At 67.4% G+C, this 16,346-nt stretch carries 16 protein-coding genes and 1 pseudogene; all 17 read right to left on the reverse strand.

Annotation, left to right across the window (positions count from 1 at the left end):
- Position 1: 1 nt before the first annotated feature.
- Positions 2 to 586, reverse strand: a complete 585-nt coding sequence (nadD, locus tag KF709_01480; protein ID MBX3173060.1) for a nicotinate-nucleotide adenylyltransferase — start codon at positions 584 to 586, stop codon at positions 2 to 4.
- A gap of 9 nt (positions 587 to 595) precedes the next feature.
- Positions 596 to 1,372, reverse strand: a complete 777-nt coding sequence (bamD, locus tag KF709_01485; protein ID MBX3173061.1) for an outer membrane protein assembly factor BamD — start codon at positions 1,370 to 1,372, stop codon at positions 596 to 598.
- Positions 1,372 to 2,328: an SDR family oxidoreductase gene (locus KF709_01490; protein MBX3173062.1), complete on the reverse strand. Its 957-nt coding sequence runs from the start codon at positions 2,326 to 2,328 to the stop codon at positions 1,372 to 1,374. Before KF709_01490 ends, bamD begins: the two co-directional genes overlap by 1 nt.
- Positions 2,325 to 3,632 carry a UDP-glucose/GDP-mannose dehydrogenase family protein gene (locus tag KF709_01495; GenBank protein MBX3173063.1) on the reverse strand — a complete coding sequence of 436 codons (1,308 nt, stop codon included), beginning with the start codon at positions 3,630 to 3,632 and terminating at the stop codon, positions 2,325 to 2,327. Before KF709_01495 ends, KF709_01490 begins: the two co-directional genes overlap by 4 nt.
- A 15-nt stretch (positions 3,633 to 3,647) precedes the next feature.
- Positions 3,648 to 4,988 (reverse strand): nucleotide sugar dehydrogenase, encoded by a 1,341-nt coding sequence (locus tag KF709_01500; GenBank protein MBX3173064.1) that lies wholly within the window; start codon positions 4,986 to 4,988, stop codon positions 3,648 to 3,650.
- A gap of 21 nt (positions 4,989 to 5,009) precedes the next feature.
- Positions 5,010 to 6,122, reverse strand: coding sequence for a DegT/DnrJ/EryC1/StrS family aminotransferase (locus tag KF709_01505; protein MBX3173065.1), 1,113 nt, complete (start codon positions 6,120 to 6,122; stop codon positions 5,010 to 5,012).
- 102 nt (positions 6,123 to 6,224) lie between these two features.
- A complete protein-coding gene (locus KF709_01510) occupies positions 6,225 to 7,265 on the reverse strand; it encodes a Gfo/Idh/MocA family oxidoreductase (GenBank protein ID MBX3173066.1) in 1,041 nt (346 codons plus the stop codon).
- A pseudogene (locus KF709_01515) lies at positions 7,262 to 7,822 on the reverse strand (N-acetyltransferase). The gene KF709_01510 and the pseudogene KF709_01515 overlap by 4 nt, the downstream one beginning before the upstream one ends.
- Positions 7,823 to 7,848: 26 nt before the next feature.
- Positions 7,849 to 11,076 carry a carbamoyl-phosphate synthase large subunit gene (gene carB / locus KF709_01520; GenBank protein MBX3173067.1) on the reverse strand — a complete coding sequence of 1,076 codons (3,228 nt, stop codon included), beginning with the start codon at positions 11,074 to 11,076 and terminating at the stop codon, positions 7,849 to 7,851.
- Positions 11,063 to 12,028 (reverse strand): GDP-mannose 4,6-dehydratase, encoded by a 966-nt coding sequence (locus KF709_01525; GenBank protein MBX3173068.1) that lies wholly within the window; start codon positions 12,026 to 12,028, stop codon positions 11,063 to 11,065. The genes carB and KF709_01525 overlap by 14 nt, the downstream gene beginning before the upstream one ends.
- Before the next feature lies 1 nt (position 12,029).
- The gene (gmd, locus tag KF709_01530; protein ID MBX3173069.1) at positions 12,030 to 13,007 is read right to left on the reverse strand and encodes a GDP-mannose 4,6-dehydratase; all 978 of its coding nucleotides are present in this window, start codon (positions 13,005 to 13,007) and stop codon (positions 12,030 to 12,032) included.
- A gap of 85 nt (positions 13,008 to 13,092) precedes the next feature.
- Entirely contained in the window at positions 13,093 to 13,314 is a 222-nt protein-coding gene (gene rpmB, locus KF709_01535) for a 50S ribosomal protein L28 (GenBank protein MBX3173070.1), read from the reverse strand.
- Positions 13,315 to 13,317: 3 nt separating this feature from the next.
- On the reverse strand, positions 13,318 to 13,674 hold the full coding sequence (gene rplQ, locus KF709_01540; GenBank protein ID MBX3173071.1) for a 50S ribosomal protein L17: 357 nt from the start codon (positions 13,672 to 13,674) through the stop codon (positions 13,318 to 13,320).
- Positions 13,675 to 13,680: 6 nt separating this feature from the next.
- The gene (locus tag KF709_01545; protein ID MBX3173072.1) at positions 13,681 to 14,754 is read right to left on the reverse strand and encodes a DNA-directed RNA polymerase subunit alpha; all 1,074 of its coding nucleotides are present in this window, start codon (positions 14,752 to 14,754) and stop codon (positions 13,681 to 13,683) included.
- 200 nt (positions 14,755 to 14,954) lie between these two features.
- On the reverse strand, positions 14,955 to 15,587 hold the full coding sequence (rpsD, locus tag KF709_01550; protein ID MBX3173073.1) for a 30S ribosomal protein S4: 633 nt from the start codon (positions 15,585 to 15,587) through the stop codon (positions 14,955 to 14,957).
- Positions 15,588 to 15,590: 3 nt separating this feature from the next.
- Positions 15,591 to 15,968: a 30S ribosomal protein S11 gene (rpsK, locus tag KF709_01555; GenBank protein MBX3173074.1), complete on the reverse strand. Its 378-nt coding sequence runs from the start codon at positions 15,966 to 15,968 to the stop codon at positions 15,591 to 15,593.
- Positions 15,968 to 16,345: a 30S ribosomal protein S13 gene (gene rpsM / locus KF709_01560; protein MBX3173075.1), complete on the reverse strand. Its 378-nt coding sequence runs from the start codon at positions 16,343 to 16,345 to the stop codon at positions 15,968 to 15,970. Before rpsM ends, rpsK begins: the two co-directional genes overlap by 1 nt.
- Position 16,346: the final 1 nt, after the last annotated feature.

The raw sequence follows: 16,346 nt of genomic DNA on the forward strand, positions 1-16,346 counted from the left end.
CTTAGTTGGTAGTGCGGTACAGCCCAGCGGATGCGATGTACTCGGCCACGGCGTCCGGGACGAACCCGCGGACGCTGCGACCGTCCCGAACACGCGCGCGGATCTCCGTGGCCGAGAGGTCCAGGCGCCGGGGTGGCAGCGAGACGACCCGAAAGCCTTCCGGGGCCGCCATCTCCGCCTCGCCGCGTCCGGCAATCGCCACGGTGACCAGTTCGGCCAGCGCGGTCGGCTCCCGCCACTGCGGCAGCGTCGCCGCCGTGTCCGCCCCCATCAGCAGGAAGAACTCGGCATCCGGCTGAGCGGCCCGGAACCCACGCATCGTGTCAACCGTGAAAGATAACCCCCCTCGGTCCGCTTCCGAGGTGTCGACGGCGAATCGCGGATCGGCCGCCGCGAGGGCCCGGACCATCGCCACCCGGTGCTCGGGGGCGGTCATTGGCAGGCCCTGCTTCAGGGGCTGCCGCGCCGCTGGCACGAACAGCAGGCGATCAAGCTGCAGGGCGTCGGCAGCATCGAGAGCCAGGACGAGGTGGCCCGTGTGGGGCGGATCAAAGGTGCCGCCAAAGACGCCGATGCGCGTGGCCACTCCCCTCGATCAGCGCCCGGGGGCAACGGACGTGCTGTCCGCGACGGGCAGCTTGCAGACCTGGAGCACCTCGCGGTCGCGGGGGAAGCCCGCCCGCAACGCCGCGCAGACCTCGGTCGCATCGTCCGTGTAGTTCATCTGCGGCAGGCGATAGATCTGCACGAGCTGCAACATCGCCTGGCGCGCCCGGTCCGTGTTCGGCCAGTTCGTCACCACATCCTGGAAGTAGATGATGGCGGAATCGTAGGCGCGGCGCTTCACGTAGAACATGCCCGACTCGAAGTCCTTGGTCGCGAACCACTCGTCGAGACGCTCGAGTTCGACCTTCGCGGAATCGGCATAGGGCGAGTCCGGGAAGATGCCCTGCAGCAGCCGGAACTGGGCCTGCGAGAGGATGCCGTACTGGGGGTCGAGCTGCGGCTTGCGCCACAGTTCGCGATACGAGCGGCCCGACCAATAGAGGGCGTCGTCCGCCAGCGTATCGTCCGGGAAGAGCTCGGTGAGCCGAATGAAGCTCTGCGCGGCCAGCAGGCGCTCGTTGTTCTCGCGGCGCGCGTGTCCCAGGTACCAGTGCGCGCGCGACAGCAAGGTGTCCCGCGTGGGCAGGTCGAAGGTCAGCTTCTCGAAGGCCGTGATGGCGTTGACCCAGTCTTCCTGCTGATAGCGGGTCATGCCCGCCTCGTACAGCGCCGTGGAGGTCGTCAGGCGCCGGATGTTCAGCGACTTCGTGCAGGCGCCGAGGAACAGGAGAGCGAGGAGCAGCAGCGTGCGGTTCACGGATTGCATCAGGTCGGAGGCTGCATCCGCGACGAGCCGGACAGGCCGCGGAAGTAATCGATGGTGCGGATCAGGCCGTCGCGGAGCTGGACCGTCGGCTCCCACTGCAACAGCGCCTTGGCGCGGGTGATGTCCGGCTGCCGGACCTTGGGGTCGTCGGCCGGCAGCGGGTGGGTCGTGATGCGGGAGCTACTACCCGTGAGCTCGATCACGAGTTCGGCCAGCTGCCGGACCGTGAACTCGTTGGGATTGCCGATATTGACCGGCATGCGCTCCTCGGACTTGAAGAGCCGGTAGATGCCCTCAACCTCGTCCTCGACATAGCAAAACGACCGGGTCTGCGAGCCGTCGCCGTAGACACTGAGCGGCTCGCCGGCCAGGGCCTGCACGATGAAGTTCGACACGACCCGCCCGTCGTGCGGACGCATACGGGGGCCGTAGGTGTTGAAGATGCGGACGATGCGCGTCTCCACCCCGTTGGCGCGGTGGTAGGCCATGGTCATCGCCTCGGCGAAGCGCTTGGCCTCGTCGTAGCAGCCCCGTGGCCCGATGGGATTCACGTTGCCCCAGTACGACTCGGGCTGCGGGTGCACGAGGGGATCGCCGTAGACCTCGCTGGTCGAGGCGAGGAGGAACCGCGCGTTCTTCGCCAAGGCGATGCCCAGCGCGTTGTGCGTGCCCAGCGAGCCGACCTTGAGCGTCTGGATCGGCATCTCGAGATAGTCCACCGGGCTCGCCGGCGAGGCGAAGTGCAGCACGCCGTCGAGGTCGCCGGGGACGAAGGTGTAGGTCGAGATGTTGTGCTTGAGGAACGAGAACCGATCGTGCCCCATCAGGTGCGCGATGTTCTCGGGGTGCCCGGTGAGGAAGTTGTCGAGCCCGACGACCTCGTGGCCGTCCCGCAGGAACCGGTCACAGAGGTGGGAGCCGAGGAATCCGGCCGCGCCGGTGATGAGGATCCTCACGCGCCCGCCCGACCGATGGAACGGTAGGTGAAGCCAAGCCCCGTCATCTTCTCGGGGTCATACAGGTTGCGGCCATCGATCACGACCGGCTGGCGCAGCTCGGCCTTGATGCGGGCGAAGTCCGGGAAGCGGTACTCGTTCCAGTCGGTCACGATGACGAGGGCATCGGCACCCGTCGCGGCCTCGTGGCCCGTCTTGGCGTACTCGATGGCGTTCCCGATGCGACGCTCCGTCTCGTGCATCGCCGCCGGGTCGTGCGCCACGACGGTGGCGCCGGCGGCGCGGAGTTCCTCGATGAGCACCAGCGCCGGCGACTCCCGCATGTCGTCCGTGTTGGCCTTGAACGCCAGGCCCCAGAGCGCAATGCGCTTGCCGCGCAGGTCGCCGCCGAAGACCTCGCGCACCTTCTCGAAGAGGCGGTGCTTCTGCCGCTCGTTGGCGTCCTCCACGGCGCGCAGCACACCCATCGGGGCGCCACGCTCCTCGGAGGTGCGCATCAGGGCCTTCACGTCCTTGGGGAAGCAGGAACCGCCGTAGCCAGGGCCCGGGAACAGGAACGCCGGGCCGATGCGGCTGTCCGAGCCAATGCCCTTGCGCACGAGATCCACGTTCGCGCCCACGCGCTCGCAGAGGTTCGCGATTTCGTTCATGAACGAGATGCGCGTCGCCAGCATGGCGTTGGCCGCGTACTTCGTCATCTCGGCGGACGGGATGTCCATGAAGATGATGGGCTTCCCCGTCCGCACGAAGGGCGCGTAGAGCTCGCCCATCCGCTCGCGCGCAAAGGTCGAGTCGACGCCGATCACGACACGGTCCGGCTTCATGAAGTCGTCGACGGCGGCGCCTTCCTTGAGGAACTCCGGATTGGAGCACATGTGGAAGGCGACCTTGGCCTGCGGGCGGATGGCCTCGGCGACCTTCTGTGCGGTACCCACGGGCACGGTGGACTTGGTCACCACCACAACCTCACGCGCCGCGTGCCGACCAATCTGGTCCGCCACGGCCAGCACGTGCTTGAGATCGGCCGAGCCGTCCTCGTCAGGCGGCGTGCCGACCGCGATGAAGATGACTTCCGCCGACGCGATGGCCGACGCCGTGTCGGTCGTGAAGCTCAGGCGGCCGGCGCGCTGGTTCCGCTCGACGAACTCCTCCAGTCCCGGCTCATAGATGGGCAGCACGTTGCGCTTCAAGCCATCGATCTTCGCCTGGTCGAGGTCTGCGCAGACGACGTCGTTGCCCGTCTCCGCGAGACAGGCGCCGACCACCAAGCCCACGTAGCCCGTCCCGATCACCGTCACCTTCATCGTGCGTGAGCTCCCTTACGCCACTGCGGGCGCGCTGCTGGTCAGTTGGATGACGCGGGCCTTGGCCCCGCGCGTCGCCGCCATTGCGTGACGGGTGTCCACCACGATGCGCGTGTGATCCGCCACGAGTTGGTAGTCCACCGACTTGTGGTCGGTGATGAGCACCACGGCATCGGCGGCCTCGAGTTCCTTGGCCGTCAGCGGCACGCTCGACATCTCGTGCCCGTCCTCGCGGAACGTCGGCACGTGCGGATCGTGGTAGACCACCGTCGCGCCGCGCTGCTCGAGCAGGCGCATGACATCGAGCGCTGGGCTCTCGCGCATGTCGTCGATGTCGCGCTTGTACGCGATGCCCAGCACGAGGACACGGCTGCCGTTCACAGCCTTCCGGTCATCGTTCAGGGCCCGCGAGATCTTCTCGACCACGAAGTCCGGCATCGAGGAGTTCACCTCGGACGCCAGGTCGATGAAGCGCGTCTTGTAGTTCAGCGCGCGCATCTTCCACGCGAGATAGTGCGGGTCCAGCGGAATGCAGTGCCCGCCGATGCCGGGGCCGGGCGTGAACTTCATGAAGCCGAAGGGCTTCGTCGCCGCGGCCTCGATGACCTCCCAGATGTCCACGCCCAAGCGGTCGCAGACGATGGCCATCTCGTTCACCAGGCCGATGTTCACCGAGCGGAAGGTGTTCTCGAGCAGCTTCACGAGCTCCGCCGCCTCGGGCGACGACACCGGCACCACCGTGTCGATGGTGGACGAGTAGAACGCGCGGGCCACCTCGTTGCAGGCCGGCGTGATGCCGCCCACAACCTTTGGCGTGTTCTTCGTGTGGTAGGTCGGGTTGCCGGGGTCCACGCGCTCGGGACTGAAGGCGAGGAACACGTCCTTGCCGATGGTCAGCCCCCTGCCCTCCAGGCGCGGCTGCAGCAGTTCGCGCGTCGTGCCCGGGTACGTCGTGCTCTCGAGCACGATCAGCATGCCGGGGTGGGCCTGTGCGGCGATCGTCTCGGACGCCGAGACGACGTACGACATGTCCGGGTCGCGGGTCTTGGCCAGCGGCGTCGGCACGGCAATCGACACCGTGTCCGCCTCGCGCAGGCGCGCGGCGTCGGTGGTGGCGACGAACTTGCCCGCCTTGACCTGCTTGGCCACCTGCGACGCCGGCACGTCCTGGATGTGCGATTCGCCGCGCATCAGCAAGCCCACGACGCGTTCGCTGACGTCGTAGCCGATCACCTGGAAGCCCGCTTCGCAGAGCTCCATCGCCAACGGCAGGCCGACGTAGCCAAGGCCAATCACCGACGTCGTGGCGCTGCGGTCCGTGATCTTCTGCAGCAGGGCGGACTTGTGGTCAGTCATTCGAGTGGCGAGAGGTTGGGCTTACTTGCCGAAGAAGCCGCGCACGGCGGCGATGACCTCGTCCAGCTGGGCGCGCGTCAGTTCCGGGAACACCGGCAGCGACACGACTTCCTTGGACGCCTTCTCGGCCTCGGGGCAGGCCCCTTCCTTGTAGCCGAGGTACGCGAAGCAGGGCTGGAGATGCAGCGGCAGCGGATAGTACACGGAGTGCCCGATGCCCTTGGCCTTCAGATGGTCCTTGAGCGCGTCGCGCTTGGGCACCCGGAGCGTGTACTGGTTGTAGATCGACTCGTTGGCGGGGTCGACGAACGGCGTCACGATGTCCGAGACGTCGGCAAAGGCCGCGTTGTAGTACTCCGCGTTGGCGCGGCGCTTGGCGCTCCAAGCCGGCAGGTGCGGCAGCTTCGCCGAGAGCACGGCCGCCTGCAGCGCGTCAAGCCTCGAGTTGTAGCCCACTTCCTCGTGGAAGTAGGTCGTGACCGACCCGTGCGTGCGCAGGCGCTGCAGCCGCTTGAAGAGCGCATCATCCTGCGTCACGATCATCCCGCCGTCGCCGTAGCCGCCAAGGTTCTTGGACGGGAAGAACGAGAAGGTGCCGATGGTCGCCGCCTCGCCGGCCATGCGCCACTGTCCGTCGATCTTCCGGCGCGCGCCGATGCTCTGCGCGGCGTCCTCGATGATCGGCATCTGCGGCAGCAACCGCCGGACCTCCTCGATCGCCGCCATCTGGCCGAACAGGTCCACAGGGATCACGGCCTTGGTCTGCGGCGTGACGGCGGCAGCCGCCAGGTCCGGCCGGATGTTGAACGTCTTGGGGTCAATGTCGACGAACACGGCCTTGGCGCCGACATTGTGGATCGTGCCGGCCGTGGCGAAGAACGTAAACGGCGTGGTCACGACCTCATCGCCACGGCCGATGTCGAGCGCGCGCATCGCGATGAGGATGGCGTCGGTGCCGTTCGCGCAGCCGACCGCGTACTTCGTGTTGGAGAGAGCGGCGACGTCGGCCTCGAGCTTCGCCACCGGCGAACCGAGAATGAACGCCTGATCGTCGACGACCTGCATCATCGCACGCACGGCCTCATCGCGGATGGTCGCGTGCTGCGCCTTGAGGTCAAGAAGGGGGACTGCCATTTGAGTCGCTCAGAGGGGTCAAGAAAAGGCTCGCACGGGAACCGTGCGAGCCTTGTAAGTTCGCCCCCTGTAGGGGGATAGTCAACGAATCCGGCCCACCAATCAGAGGGTCGCCCGGAGCGGAAGCGGCACCTCTCGGCCGGTCTTCGCCGACTCATAGATCCCCAGGATCAGCTCCAGCGATTTCCGGCCCATCCGGCCGTCGGTGTCGGGCACGGCCTGGCCCTGCAGCACCTTCAGCACGTTCCGGTAGTACGGCTCGTGGCCGAATCCGTAGACCGAGGGCGGATTGCTGTTCACCCCTGCCACCAAGTCGTCATCGGGGTCCGAGTCCGCGAACGACCAGTGCTCGATCTCGTTGACGGCGGTCCCGCCGATCTTCACCGTGCCCTTCTCCCCGATGAGCGTGAAGGAGCCCTCAAGGTTCTTCGGGTAGGTGAGCATGGTCACCTGGATCACGCCGAGGGCGCCGTTTCGGAACTTCAGCACGGCGGCCCCGGTGTCCTCGGACTCGATCCGGCGCGCCATCGTCGCCGTCTTGGCGATCACGCTCTCGACCGGACCGACCATCCACTGCATCAGGTCCACGTAGTGCGACGCCTGATTCATGAACGCGCCGCCGTCAAACTCCCAGGTCCCGCGCCAGGGGGCCTGGTCGTAGTACTCCTGCGGCCGCGACCAGAACACCGTCGTGTTCGCCAGGTAGATGCGCCCGAACCGACCCTTTTCGAGCGCACGCTTCACCAGCTGTACCGTGGCGTTGAGTCGGTTCTGCTTGACGACGAAAAGCCGCACGCCGGCGGCGTCGCAGGCGTTCACGAGGGCGTCGGCACCGGCCAGCGAGATCGCCATCGGCTTCTCACTGATCACGTGCTTGCCCGCCTTCGCCGCCAGCACACCCTGCGTCGGATGCAGGCCACTTGGCGTGGCAATCGCCACGGCCTCGCAGGGCGCCTCGGCCAGCATCTGCTCGTAGTTGGTGAACCAGGGCACGCCCTGGGCTTTGCCCGCCGCCTCTGCGCGCGCCGCGTCGGCATCGCAGACGGCGCTGAGCGCCAGCCCATCCACCTTCGCGATGGCCGAAAAGTGGTTGGCGCTGATGCGGCCGCAGCCGACCAGCGCAATGCGGATGGGAGCCGTCACGAGGCCGCCTGCAGCGCCAGGGCCCCGTCGCGCTCGACGTAGGCACTGCCACAGGCCGTGCAGCGCAGGGGCGCGGACGCCGGCAGCACCTCGCCGCAGCGGCAGACCCACCCCGTGCGCCGCGCGGGGACGCCGGTCATCAGGGCGAAGGCGGGCACATCCTTGGTCACCACCGCGCCAGCCCCGACGAAGGCGTACTCGCCCAGCGTGATGCCGCAGAGCAGCGTGGCGTTGGCCCCGATGCTCGCGCCCCGCTTCACCAGCGTCCGGCGAAACTCGTGCCTCCGCGACACGTGGCTGCGCGGATTCACCACGTTGGTGAACACCATCGAGGGACCACAGAACACGTCGTCCTCAAGCTCCACGCCCTCGTAGATGGACACGTTGTTCTGCACCTTCACGTTGCGGCCGAGCCGCGTGCCGTTCATCACGAAGACGTTCTGGCCCAACGAACAGTCCTCGCCGATGACGGCCCCGGGCATCACGTGGCAGAAGTGCCAGATCTTCGTGCCGCGTCCGACCGTCGCCCCTTCATCGACGCAGGCCGAGGGATGCACGTAGTAGTCGAGGCCGCTGGCATCGCTCACGCGATGCCCTCCTGCCACTCCTGCAACGAGCGCACGGTGGGCGCCTCCGTGTTCATCGCCTCGATGGCCGCACAGGCGGCCGTGGCGGCCGACAGCGTGGTCGTGTAGGGCACCCGGTTCGCGATGGCCGCCTGCCGCAAGGTGTAGTCGTCCTCCTGCGCCCGCTCGCCGAGCGGCGTGTTGATCAGCAGCTGCAGCTCGCCATTCAGCATGAGGTCGAGCCCGTTCGGCCGCCCCACCCCGATCTTGAACACGCGGTCGGTGGAGACCCCAAGCCCTTCGAGGTGTTGCTGCGTGCCACCCGTGGCCGAGAGGTCAAAGCCCAGCGACTTGAAGCGCTTGGCCAAGGGACCCGCCGAGGGCTTGTCGTGGTCGTTCACGGTGATCATCACGCGCCCTTCCCGCGGCAACCCGTTGCCTGCCGAGAGTTGCGCCTTGGCAAAGGCGGTCCCGAAGGTCGACGCCACGCCCATCACCTCACCGGTGCTGCGCATCTCCGGGCCGAGGATCGGATCGAACTCGCGGAACTTGGTGAACGGGAACACCGCCTCCTTCACGCTCACGTAGGGCGCGATGATCTCCTCGGTGTAGCCAAGGTCGACGAGCTTCTCGCCCATCATGACGCGCGCGGCCAGCGAGGCCAGCGGCCTGCCGATGGTCTTGGAGACGAACGGCACGGTACGCGACGCGCGCGGGTTCACCTCGAGCACGTAGACCACACCGTCCTTCAGCGCGTACTGCACGTTGATCAGGCCCACCACGCCCAGCGCCTTGGCGAAGGCGATGGTGTGCGCCCGCATCTCGTCCTGCTTGTCCTGCGGGATGAGGTACGGCGGCAGCACGCAGGCCGAGTCGCCGGAGTGGATGCCGGCGTCCTCGATGTGCTGCATCACGCCACCGATGACCACCGTCTCGCCGTCGGAAAGCGCGTCCACGTCGGCCTCGTAGGCGTCCTCGAGGAAGGCGTCCACGAGCACCGGCCGCTCCTCGCTGACGCGCACGGCGCGCTCGAAGTAGTCGCGCAGCGAAGCCTCGTTGTACACGATCTCCATCGCGCGGCCGCCGAGGACGTAACTCGGGCGCAGCAGCACGGGGTAGCCGATGCGGTCGGCGATCGCCACGGCCTCGGGCACGCTGGTCGCCGTCCCGTTGGGCGGTTGCGTCACATCCAACTCGCGCGCCAACTGCTCGAAGCGCTTGCGGTCCTCGGCGATGTCAATCGCCTCGGGGCTGGTGCCGAGGATCTTCACGCCCGCGGCCTCCAACGGCTTCACCAGCTTGAGCGGCGTCTGGCCGCCGAGTTGCACGATCACGCCCTCGGGCTGCTCACGCTGGATGATCTCCAGCACGTCCTCGAAGGTCAGCGGCTCGAAGTACAGCTTGTCTGAGGTGTCGTAGTCCGTCGAGACGGTCTCGGGGTTCGAGTTGACCATGATCGTCTCGTAGCCCGCCTCGCGCAGCGCGATGGCCGCCCGCACGCAGCAGTAGTCGAACTCCACGCCCTGGCCGATGCGGTTCGGGCCGGAGCCGAGGATGATGACCGACTTGCGGCCCGTGCGCGGCATCTCGCTTTCCTCGTCGTAGGACGAGTAGAGATACGGCGTGTTCGAGGGGAACTCGCCGGCGCAGGTGTCCACCATCTTGTACGCGGGACGAATGTCGAAGCCCCAGCGGCGCTCGCGGGCCTGCTTCTCCGTCTCGCCACGCAGCAGCGCCATCTGGCGGTCGGAGAAGCCCATCCGCTTCATACGGCGGATCATCCGCGCATCGGGCGCCTTTGCGGCGGCATAGGCCTTCTCGGCGTCGATGAGTTCCTCGAACTGCCGCAGGAACCACGGATCCATGCCCGTGCGCTTCTGGATTTCCTCAACGGTCATCCCGAGCAGCATCGCACGCTTGACCTGGAACATGCGCTCCGGCACCGGCGTGATGAGCGCGGACTTCACGGCGTCGAGCGAATCGTCGGCGACGCGGTCATCGGAGGGGCGCTCGCCAACGACCCAACCGCTACGTCCGGCCTCGAGCGCACGCAGGCCCTTCTGGAAGGCCTCCTTGAAGGTGCGGCCGATGGCCATCGACTCACCGACGGACTTCATCTGCGTCGTCAGCGTCGGGTCGGCGCCCGGGAACTTCTCGAACGCAAAGCGCGGCACCTTCACGACCACGTAGTCGAGCACGGGCTCGAAGCTCGCCGGCGTGGTCTTCGTGATGTCGTTGGTGATCTCATCCAGCGCGTAGCCCACCGCCAACTTGGTGCCGATGCGCGCGATGGCGAATCCCGTCGCCTTCGACGCCAGGGCCGATGAGCGCGACACGCGCGGGTTCATCTCGATGACGACCATCTCGCCGTTCGTCGGATTCACCGCGAACTGGATGTTGCAGCCGCCGGCCGCGACGCCGATCTCGCGGATGATCGCCAGCGACGCATCGCGCATCACCTGATACTCGCGGTCCGACAGCGTCATCGCCGGCGCGCAGGTGATCGAGTCACCCGTGTGGATGCCCATCGGATCGAGGTTCTCGATCGAGCAGATGATGACCACGTTGTCCTGCGAGTCGCGCATCACCTCGAGCTCGTACTCCTTCCAGCCGAGCAGCGAGCGCTCGATCAGCACCTGCGAGATCGGCGACTCGGCGAGCCCGCGTTTGACGATGCGCTCGTATTCCTCGCGGTTATAGGCCACGCCGCCACCGGAGCCGCCGAGCGTGAAGGCGGGGCGGATGATGGCCGGGAATCCCGTCCACTCCGCGATCTCCAGCGCTTCCGCCCAGGTCGTGGCGATGCGGCCCTCGGGACACTTGAGCCCGATCTTCGTCATCGCCTCGCCGAAGAGCTTGCGGTCCTCGGCCACCGCGATGGCGCGCGCATTCGCGCCGATCAGCTCCACGCCGTGCTTCTCGAGCACGCCGCGCTCGTGCAGGGCCATGGCCACGTTGAGCGCCGTCTGTCCGCCCATCGTGGGCAGCAGCGCATCCGGCTTCTCGCGCTCGATGATCAGCTCCACGTACTCCGGCGTCACCGGCTCGATGTACGTGCGGTCGGCGATCTCCGGGTCCGTCATGATGGTCGCCGGATTCGAGTTCACGAGGATGACCTCGTAACCCTCTTCCTTCAGCGCCTTGGCGGCCTGCGTGCCGGAGTAGTCGAACTCGGCGCCCTGCCCGATGACGATGGGGCCGGAACCGATGAGGAGAACGCGATGGATATCGTTACGACGCGGCATCGATGAGGTCTGAAATGATGTCGGTGCGACTGCGGCGGGGGGTCCAACCGGTGTCGCGACGGAGCTTGGCGGGGTCGCCGACGAGCGCAGGGACGTCCACCGCGCGCTGCAGCGCGGGATCGACGCTGAGGGGCGTTCGGACGCCGGTCGCGGCCAGGACGTCGGCGGCAAGGTCCGCCACGGCCACGCCCTCCCCACTGCACACGTTGTAGACCTCGCCCGGCGTGCCGCGCGAAACCAGTGAAATATAGGCGGAGACCACGTCCTCGACGTGGAGAAAATCGCGGATCACGTCGGTGTTGCCGATCGTGACGGGCGGTCCACCGGCGCGGGCCGTCAGCGCGCGGGCCACCAGTGAGGGCAGGAGGAACGGTGCCGACTGTCCCCGGCCGGAATGGTTGAACGAGCGCGTCGCCACGATACGCAGCCCCTCGCTGCGCTGCGCGGCCAGCGCCACCGACTCCTGGGCCAGCTTCGTGGCGCCGTAAAACGTGGCTGGCCGGCACTCGGCGGTCTCCGGCAGCGGCAGCGAGTTGGCGTCGTGGCGCCCGTACTGCTCGCCGCTGCCGATGACGAGCACGGTCGGGTCGATGACGCCCGCCGCCCGTGGCTCGCGCAGGCCGTCAAGCAGCGTGACCAGGCCACCCACGTTGATGGCGAATGCCGCCGACTGGTCGGCGCTCACGGCTGGCTGGTACGCCACGCCGGCGAGATGGAAGACCGCATCGGGCGGCTGCGCTTCCAGCAGCGCGCGCACCGAGCGGCGCTCCGGCGCACCGACCGCAAGGTCAATGGCGCGCCAATGGATGGCGGCCATCTCCGATTGATCGAGCAGCGCGTCTTTCGGGAGCGTGCCGACCGTGACGCCCGCCACCTGCCAGCCATCACGGAGCAACTGCCGGCACAGCCACTGGCCGACAAATCCCGCTGCTCCCGTGACGAGGGCGCGCATCTCAGCTCGGTCCCGCCGGGGTCGCGCGGTGCCGCGCGAGGTCGGCGTCCACCATCATCCGCACGAGGTCGCGGAAGCGCACCCTCGGCTCCCACTGCAGTTCGCGCTTGGCCTTGCCGGGATCCGCCACGAGCAGGTCGACCTCCGCCGGCCGCATGAAGCGCTCGTCCTGCTTCACGAAGCGCTGCCAGTCGAGGTCCACGTAGCCGAAGGCCTCCTCGCAGAGTTGGCGCACGGACCAGGTCTCGCCTGTGCCGATCACATAGTCGGCCGGCGTGTCCGGCTGCAGCATCCGCCACATCGCGTCCACGTAGTCGCCGGCGAAACCCCAATCGCGGCGGGCGTCCAAGGTGCCGAGCAGGAGTTCGTCCGTGAGCCCGAGCTTGATGCGCGCCACCGCGTCCGTGACCTTGCGCGTCACGAACTCAAGGCCGCGCCGCGGGCTCTCGTGGTTGAAGAGGATGCCGCTCACCGCGTAGAGGCCGAAGGACTCGCGGTAGTTGACCGTGATCCAGTGCCCGTAGACCTTGGCCACGCCGTAGGGCGAGCGCGGATAGAACGGCGTGCTCTCCTTCTGCGGCGTCTCCACGACCTTGCCGAACATCTCCGACGACGAGGCCTGGTAGAAGCGCGCCTTGGGCACCGTGCGCCGCATGGCCTCCAGCAGCCGCGTCACGCCGATGGCCGTGAACTCACCGGTGAGCACGGGCTGCGTCCACGAGGTGGCCACGAAGGACTGCGCCGCGAGGTTGTAGATCTCGTCCGGCTGGACCTCGTGCATGGCGTCCATCAACGAGGTCTGGTCGAGCAGGTCCGCCGAGATCAGCTCGATGCGGTCCACCAGGTGCGCGATGCGCTCATAGGGTGTGGTGGACGAGCGGCGCACGATGCCCACGACGCGATACCCCTTCTCGAGCAGGAGCTCGGCGAGGTAGGAGCCGTCCTGGCCCGTGATGCCGGTGATGAGGGCGGTTTTCATCTCGAGTGACGGAGGACGGAGGACCTAGAGAAACGGGGAGAGCGCTCACACGCTCCCCCCGTCACGGAATGCAAGAAGCGCGCCCTCAGACCGAGGTCAGCGCCTTGCGCGGCGCGCGCTGGATCTTGCCGGCGTTCAGGCAGCGGGTGCAGACCTTCACCTTTACCGTCTTGCCGTCCAGCACGATGCGGGCGACCTGGAGGTTTGGCTTCCAGGTGCGACGCGTCTTGTTGTTGGCGTGCGAGACGTTGTTGCCGTGCGAGACACCCTTGCCGCAGGTGTAGCAGATATTGCGCTGGATGGCCATCGCTCAGTTCTCCACGAGTTCGATTCGCGCCATCTCCGCCCCGTCGCCCTTGCGGAAGCCGGTCTTGAGGATGCGCGTGTAGCCGCCCGGGCGCTTGGCGAACTTCGGGCCAATCTCCTGGAACAGCTTGTCCGCCGCCTCGCGCTTCTGCACGTGGCGACCGGCGAGCCGACGGGAATGCAGCGTCCCGGTGCGCGCCTTGGTGATCAGCTTCTCGACGAAGGGGCGGAGCTCCTTGGCCTTGGCCTCGGTGGTCTCGATCGCGCCCTGCTCGATGAGCGAGGTGGCGAGGTTACGGAGCAGCGCGAGGCGCTGCTCGGAAGTGCGGCGCAGGCTGCGCCCGGCCTTACGGTGACGCATCGGGTGCTACTCCTCTTCTTCGTCGTCAGGCGCGGCGGCGGCGGCGCGGCTCGGCGGCGTGCCCATATCGGTCACGCGCACCCCATCCGGCGACTCCTCGAACCGCATCCCGAAATTGAGTCCTTCCTTCTCGAGGAGGTCGGCGATCTCCTGGAGGGACTTCTTGCCGAAATTCTTGACCTGCAGGATCTGCGCCTCGGTCTGCCGGACGAGATCGCCGAGCGAGCGGATGCTCGAGTTCTTCAGCGAGTTCACCGAGCGGACCGACAGCTGGAGATCGTCGATCGGGGTCCGGAGCAGCTCGGCCAGTTGGGCCGCATCCGAGTTCCCCTCTGCCCCCGGCACCGCCACCGCGGCGGCCGCGTGCGTGCCGAACGAGGCGAAGTACTGGAAGTGCGTCTGCGCCAGCGCGGCGGCGTAGCTGACCGCCTGCTCGGGCGAGATGGTGCCGTTGGTCTCGACCGTCAGCGAAAGACGGTCATAGTCCGTGCGCTGGCCCACGCGCGTCTCGGCGACGGCGAAGTTTGTGCGCTTGACCGGCGAGTAGATCGAGTCGATGCGGACCAGGTCCACCGGCAGCGAGCGGTCGAACGGATGCTGCTCCGCCTCGACGTAGCCGCGGCCCTTGTTCACGTACAGCTCGACCGTCAGCTCGCGGTCGTCCTGCAGCGTGAGGATGTGGTGCGCGGGGTTGATCACCGTGGCACCGCCCGGCAGATCCAGCTGGCCGGCGGTGATGGCGCCGCCCTTTGTGACGCGCACGCGAAGGATCGTGTCCTCCACGTCCTCGTCCAGCGCGAGGACCAGCGTCTTCAGGTTGGCGATGATCTGGTGGACGTCTTCCACGACGCCCGGGATGGTCTGGTGCTCGTGGAGCACGCCATCGATGCGGAAGCCCCACACGGCGGCGCCGCGGAGGCTCGAGAGGAGCATCCGGCGCATGGAGTTGCCGAGCGTGTGGCCGAAGCCGCGCTCGAGGGGCTGCAAGCGGAACTCCGCGACATTGGCGTTGTCGTCGCGCTTCGTCATTTCAACGAGCTGCGGACGGACGAGGCCGCGGAGATCGATCGACTGGGACATCGGAGAGGATCCTTGGGAGAGAAGTATCACGATGGCTTCACGCGCCACCGACGCCGTACCCCGCCCCTGACGCGCGGTACGCTCGTAAGACTGTCAGGGAGTCTTTTTCCAACTGCAGTTGTCAGTGGTGAGTTGTGAGTCGTGAGTGAACGGCGGTTGCTCTTCACTTACGACTCATAACTCACGACTCACCTCTGCGGTTACTTCGAGTAGAGCTCCACCACCAGCTGCTCCTGCGCGGCGATCGGGATCGCCTGGCGCTGCGGACGCTCGAGCATCCGGCCGCTGAACGTGTCCTTGTCCACGGCGAGCCAGGTGGGCGCGGCGCCACGGGCGGCGACCTCGAGGGCCTCCTTCACGGCGACGAGCTCACGCGAGGCCTGGCGCATCCGGATTTCCTGACCCGGGTGCACGAGGTAGCTGGGGATGTCGACCGACTTGCCGTCGACTTCGATGTGGCGGTGGCGGATCAGCTGACGCGCGGCCGCACGGCTCGCGGCGAAGCCCATCCGGTACACCATGTTGTCGAGGCGGCTCTCAAGCGCGGCCAAGAGATTGTGGCCCGTCACGCCCGGAAGCGTGGAGACCTTCTCGAACGTGTTGCGGAACTGACGCTCCGACACGCCGTAGATGCGCTTGATCTTCTGCTTCTCACGCAGCTGCTTGGCGTACTCACTCACCTTGCGGCGACGCGCGGTGTTCTGGCCGTGCTGGCCTGGGGCGTACGGACGGCGCTCGACCGGGCACTTCTCGGTGAAGCACTTGGTGCCCTTGAGGAACAGCTTCGTACCTTCACGCCGGCACTGCCGGCAGACTGGACCTGTGTAACGCATCGGTTAGACCCTCCGGCGCTTCGGCGGCCGGCAGCCGTTATGCGGAATCGGCGTCACGTCCTTGATGGACTTGACGGTGAGGCCGGCGGCGGCGAGCGCCTGGATGGCGGACTCACGGCCCGAGCCGGGCCCCTGCACGCGCACGTGCACGCGGCGGACGCCAAGCGCCAGCGCCTCGCGGGCGCACTGCTCGGCGGCCACGGTCGCGGCGAAGGGCGTGGACTTCTTCGACCCCTTGAAGCCCGCCTTGCCGGCGGTGCCCCACGCCACGGCGTTGCCGTGCGCGTCGGTGATCGTGATCAGCGTGTTGTTGAAGGTCGCATTGACGTGCGCGACGCCCTCGGCGTCCACGACCTTCTTCGTCTTCTTCCCGACGGCCATTACTTGGTCACCTTCTTCTTGCCCGCGATCGCGCGGCGCGGCCCCTTCTTCGTGCGGGCGTTGGTATGCGTGCGCTGGCCACGGACGGGCAGGCCACGGCGGTGGCGGATGCCACGGTACGAGCCGATGTCCATGAGGCGCTTGATGTTCATCGCGATCTCGGTGCGCAGGGCGCCCTCGACGCGGTACATCCGCTCAATCTCCTGACGGAGCTTGTTGACGTCGGCATCCGACAGGTCCCGGACGCGCTGCTCGGGGTTCACCCCGGTCGCCTCGAGAATGCGGCGCGCAAGTACGCGCCCGATGCCGTAGATGTAGGTAAGGCCGATCTCGACCTTCTTGTCGCGCGGAAGATCCACGCCGGAAATACGAGCCATG

Source organism: Gemmatimonadaceae bacterium, assembly GCA_019637445.1.
GTDB lineage: Bacteria > Gemmatimonadota > Gemmatimonadetes > Gemmatimonadales > Gemmatimonadaceae > Pseudogemmatithrix.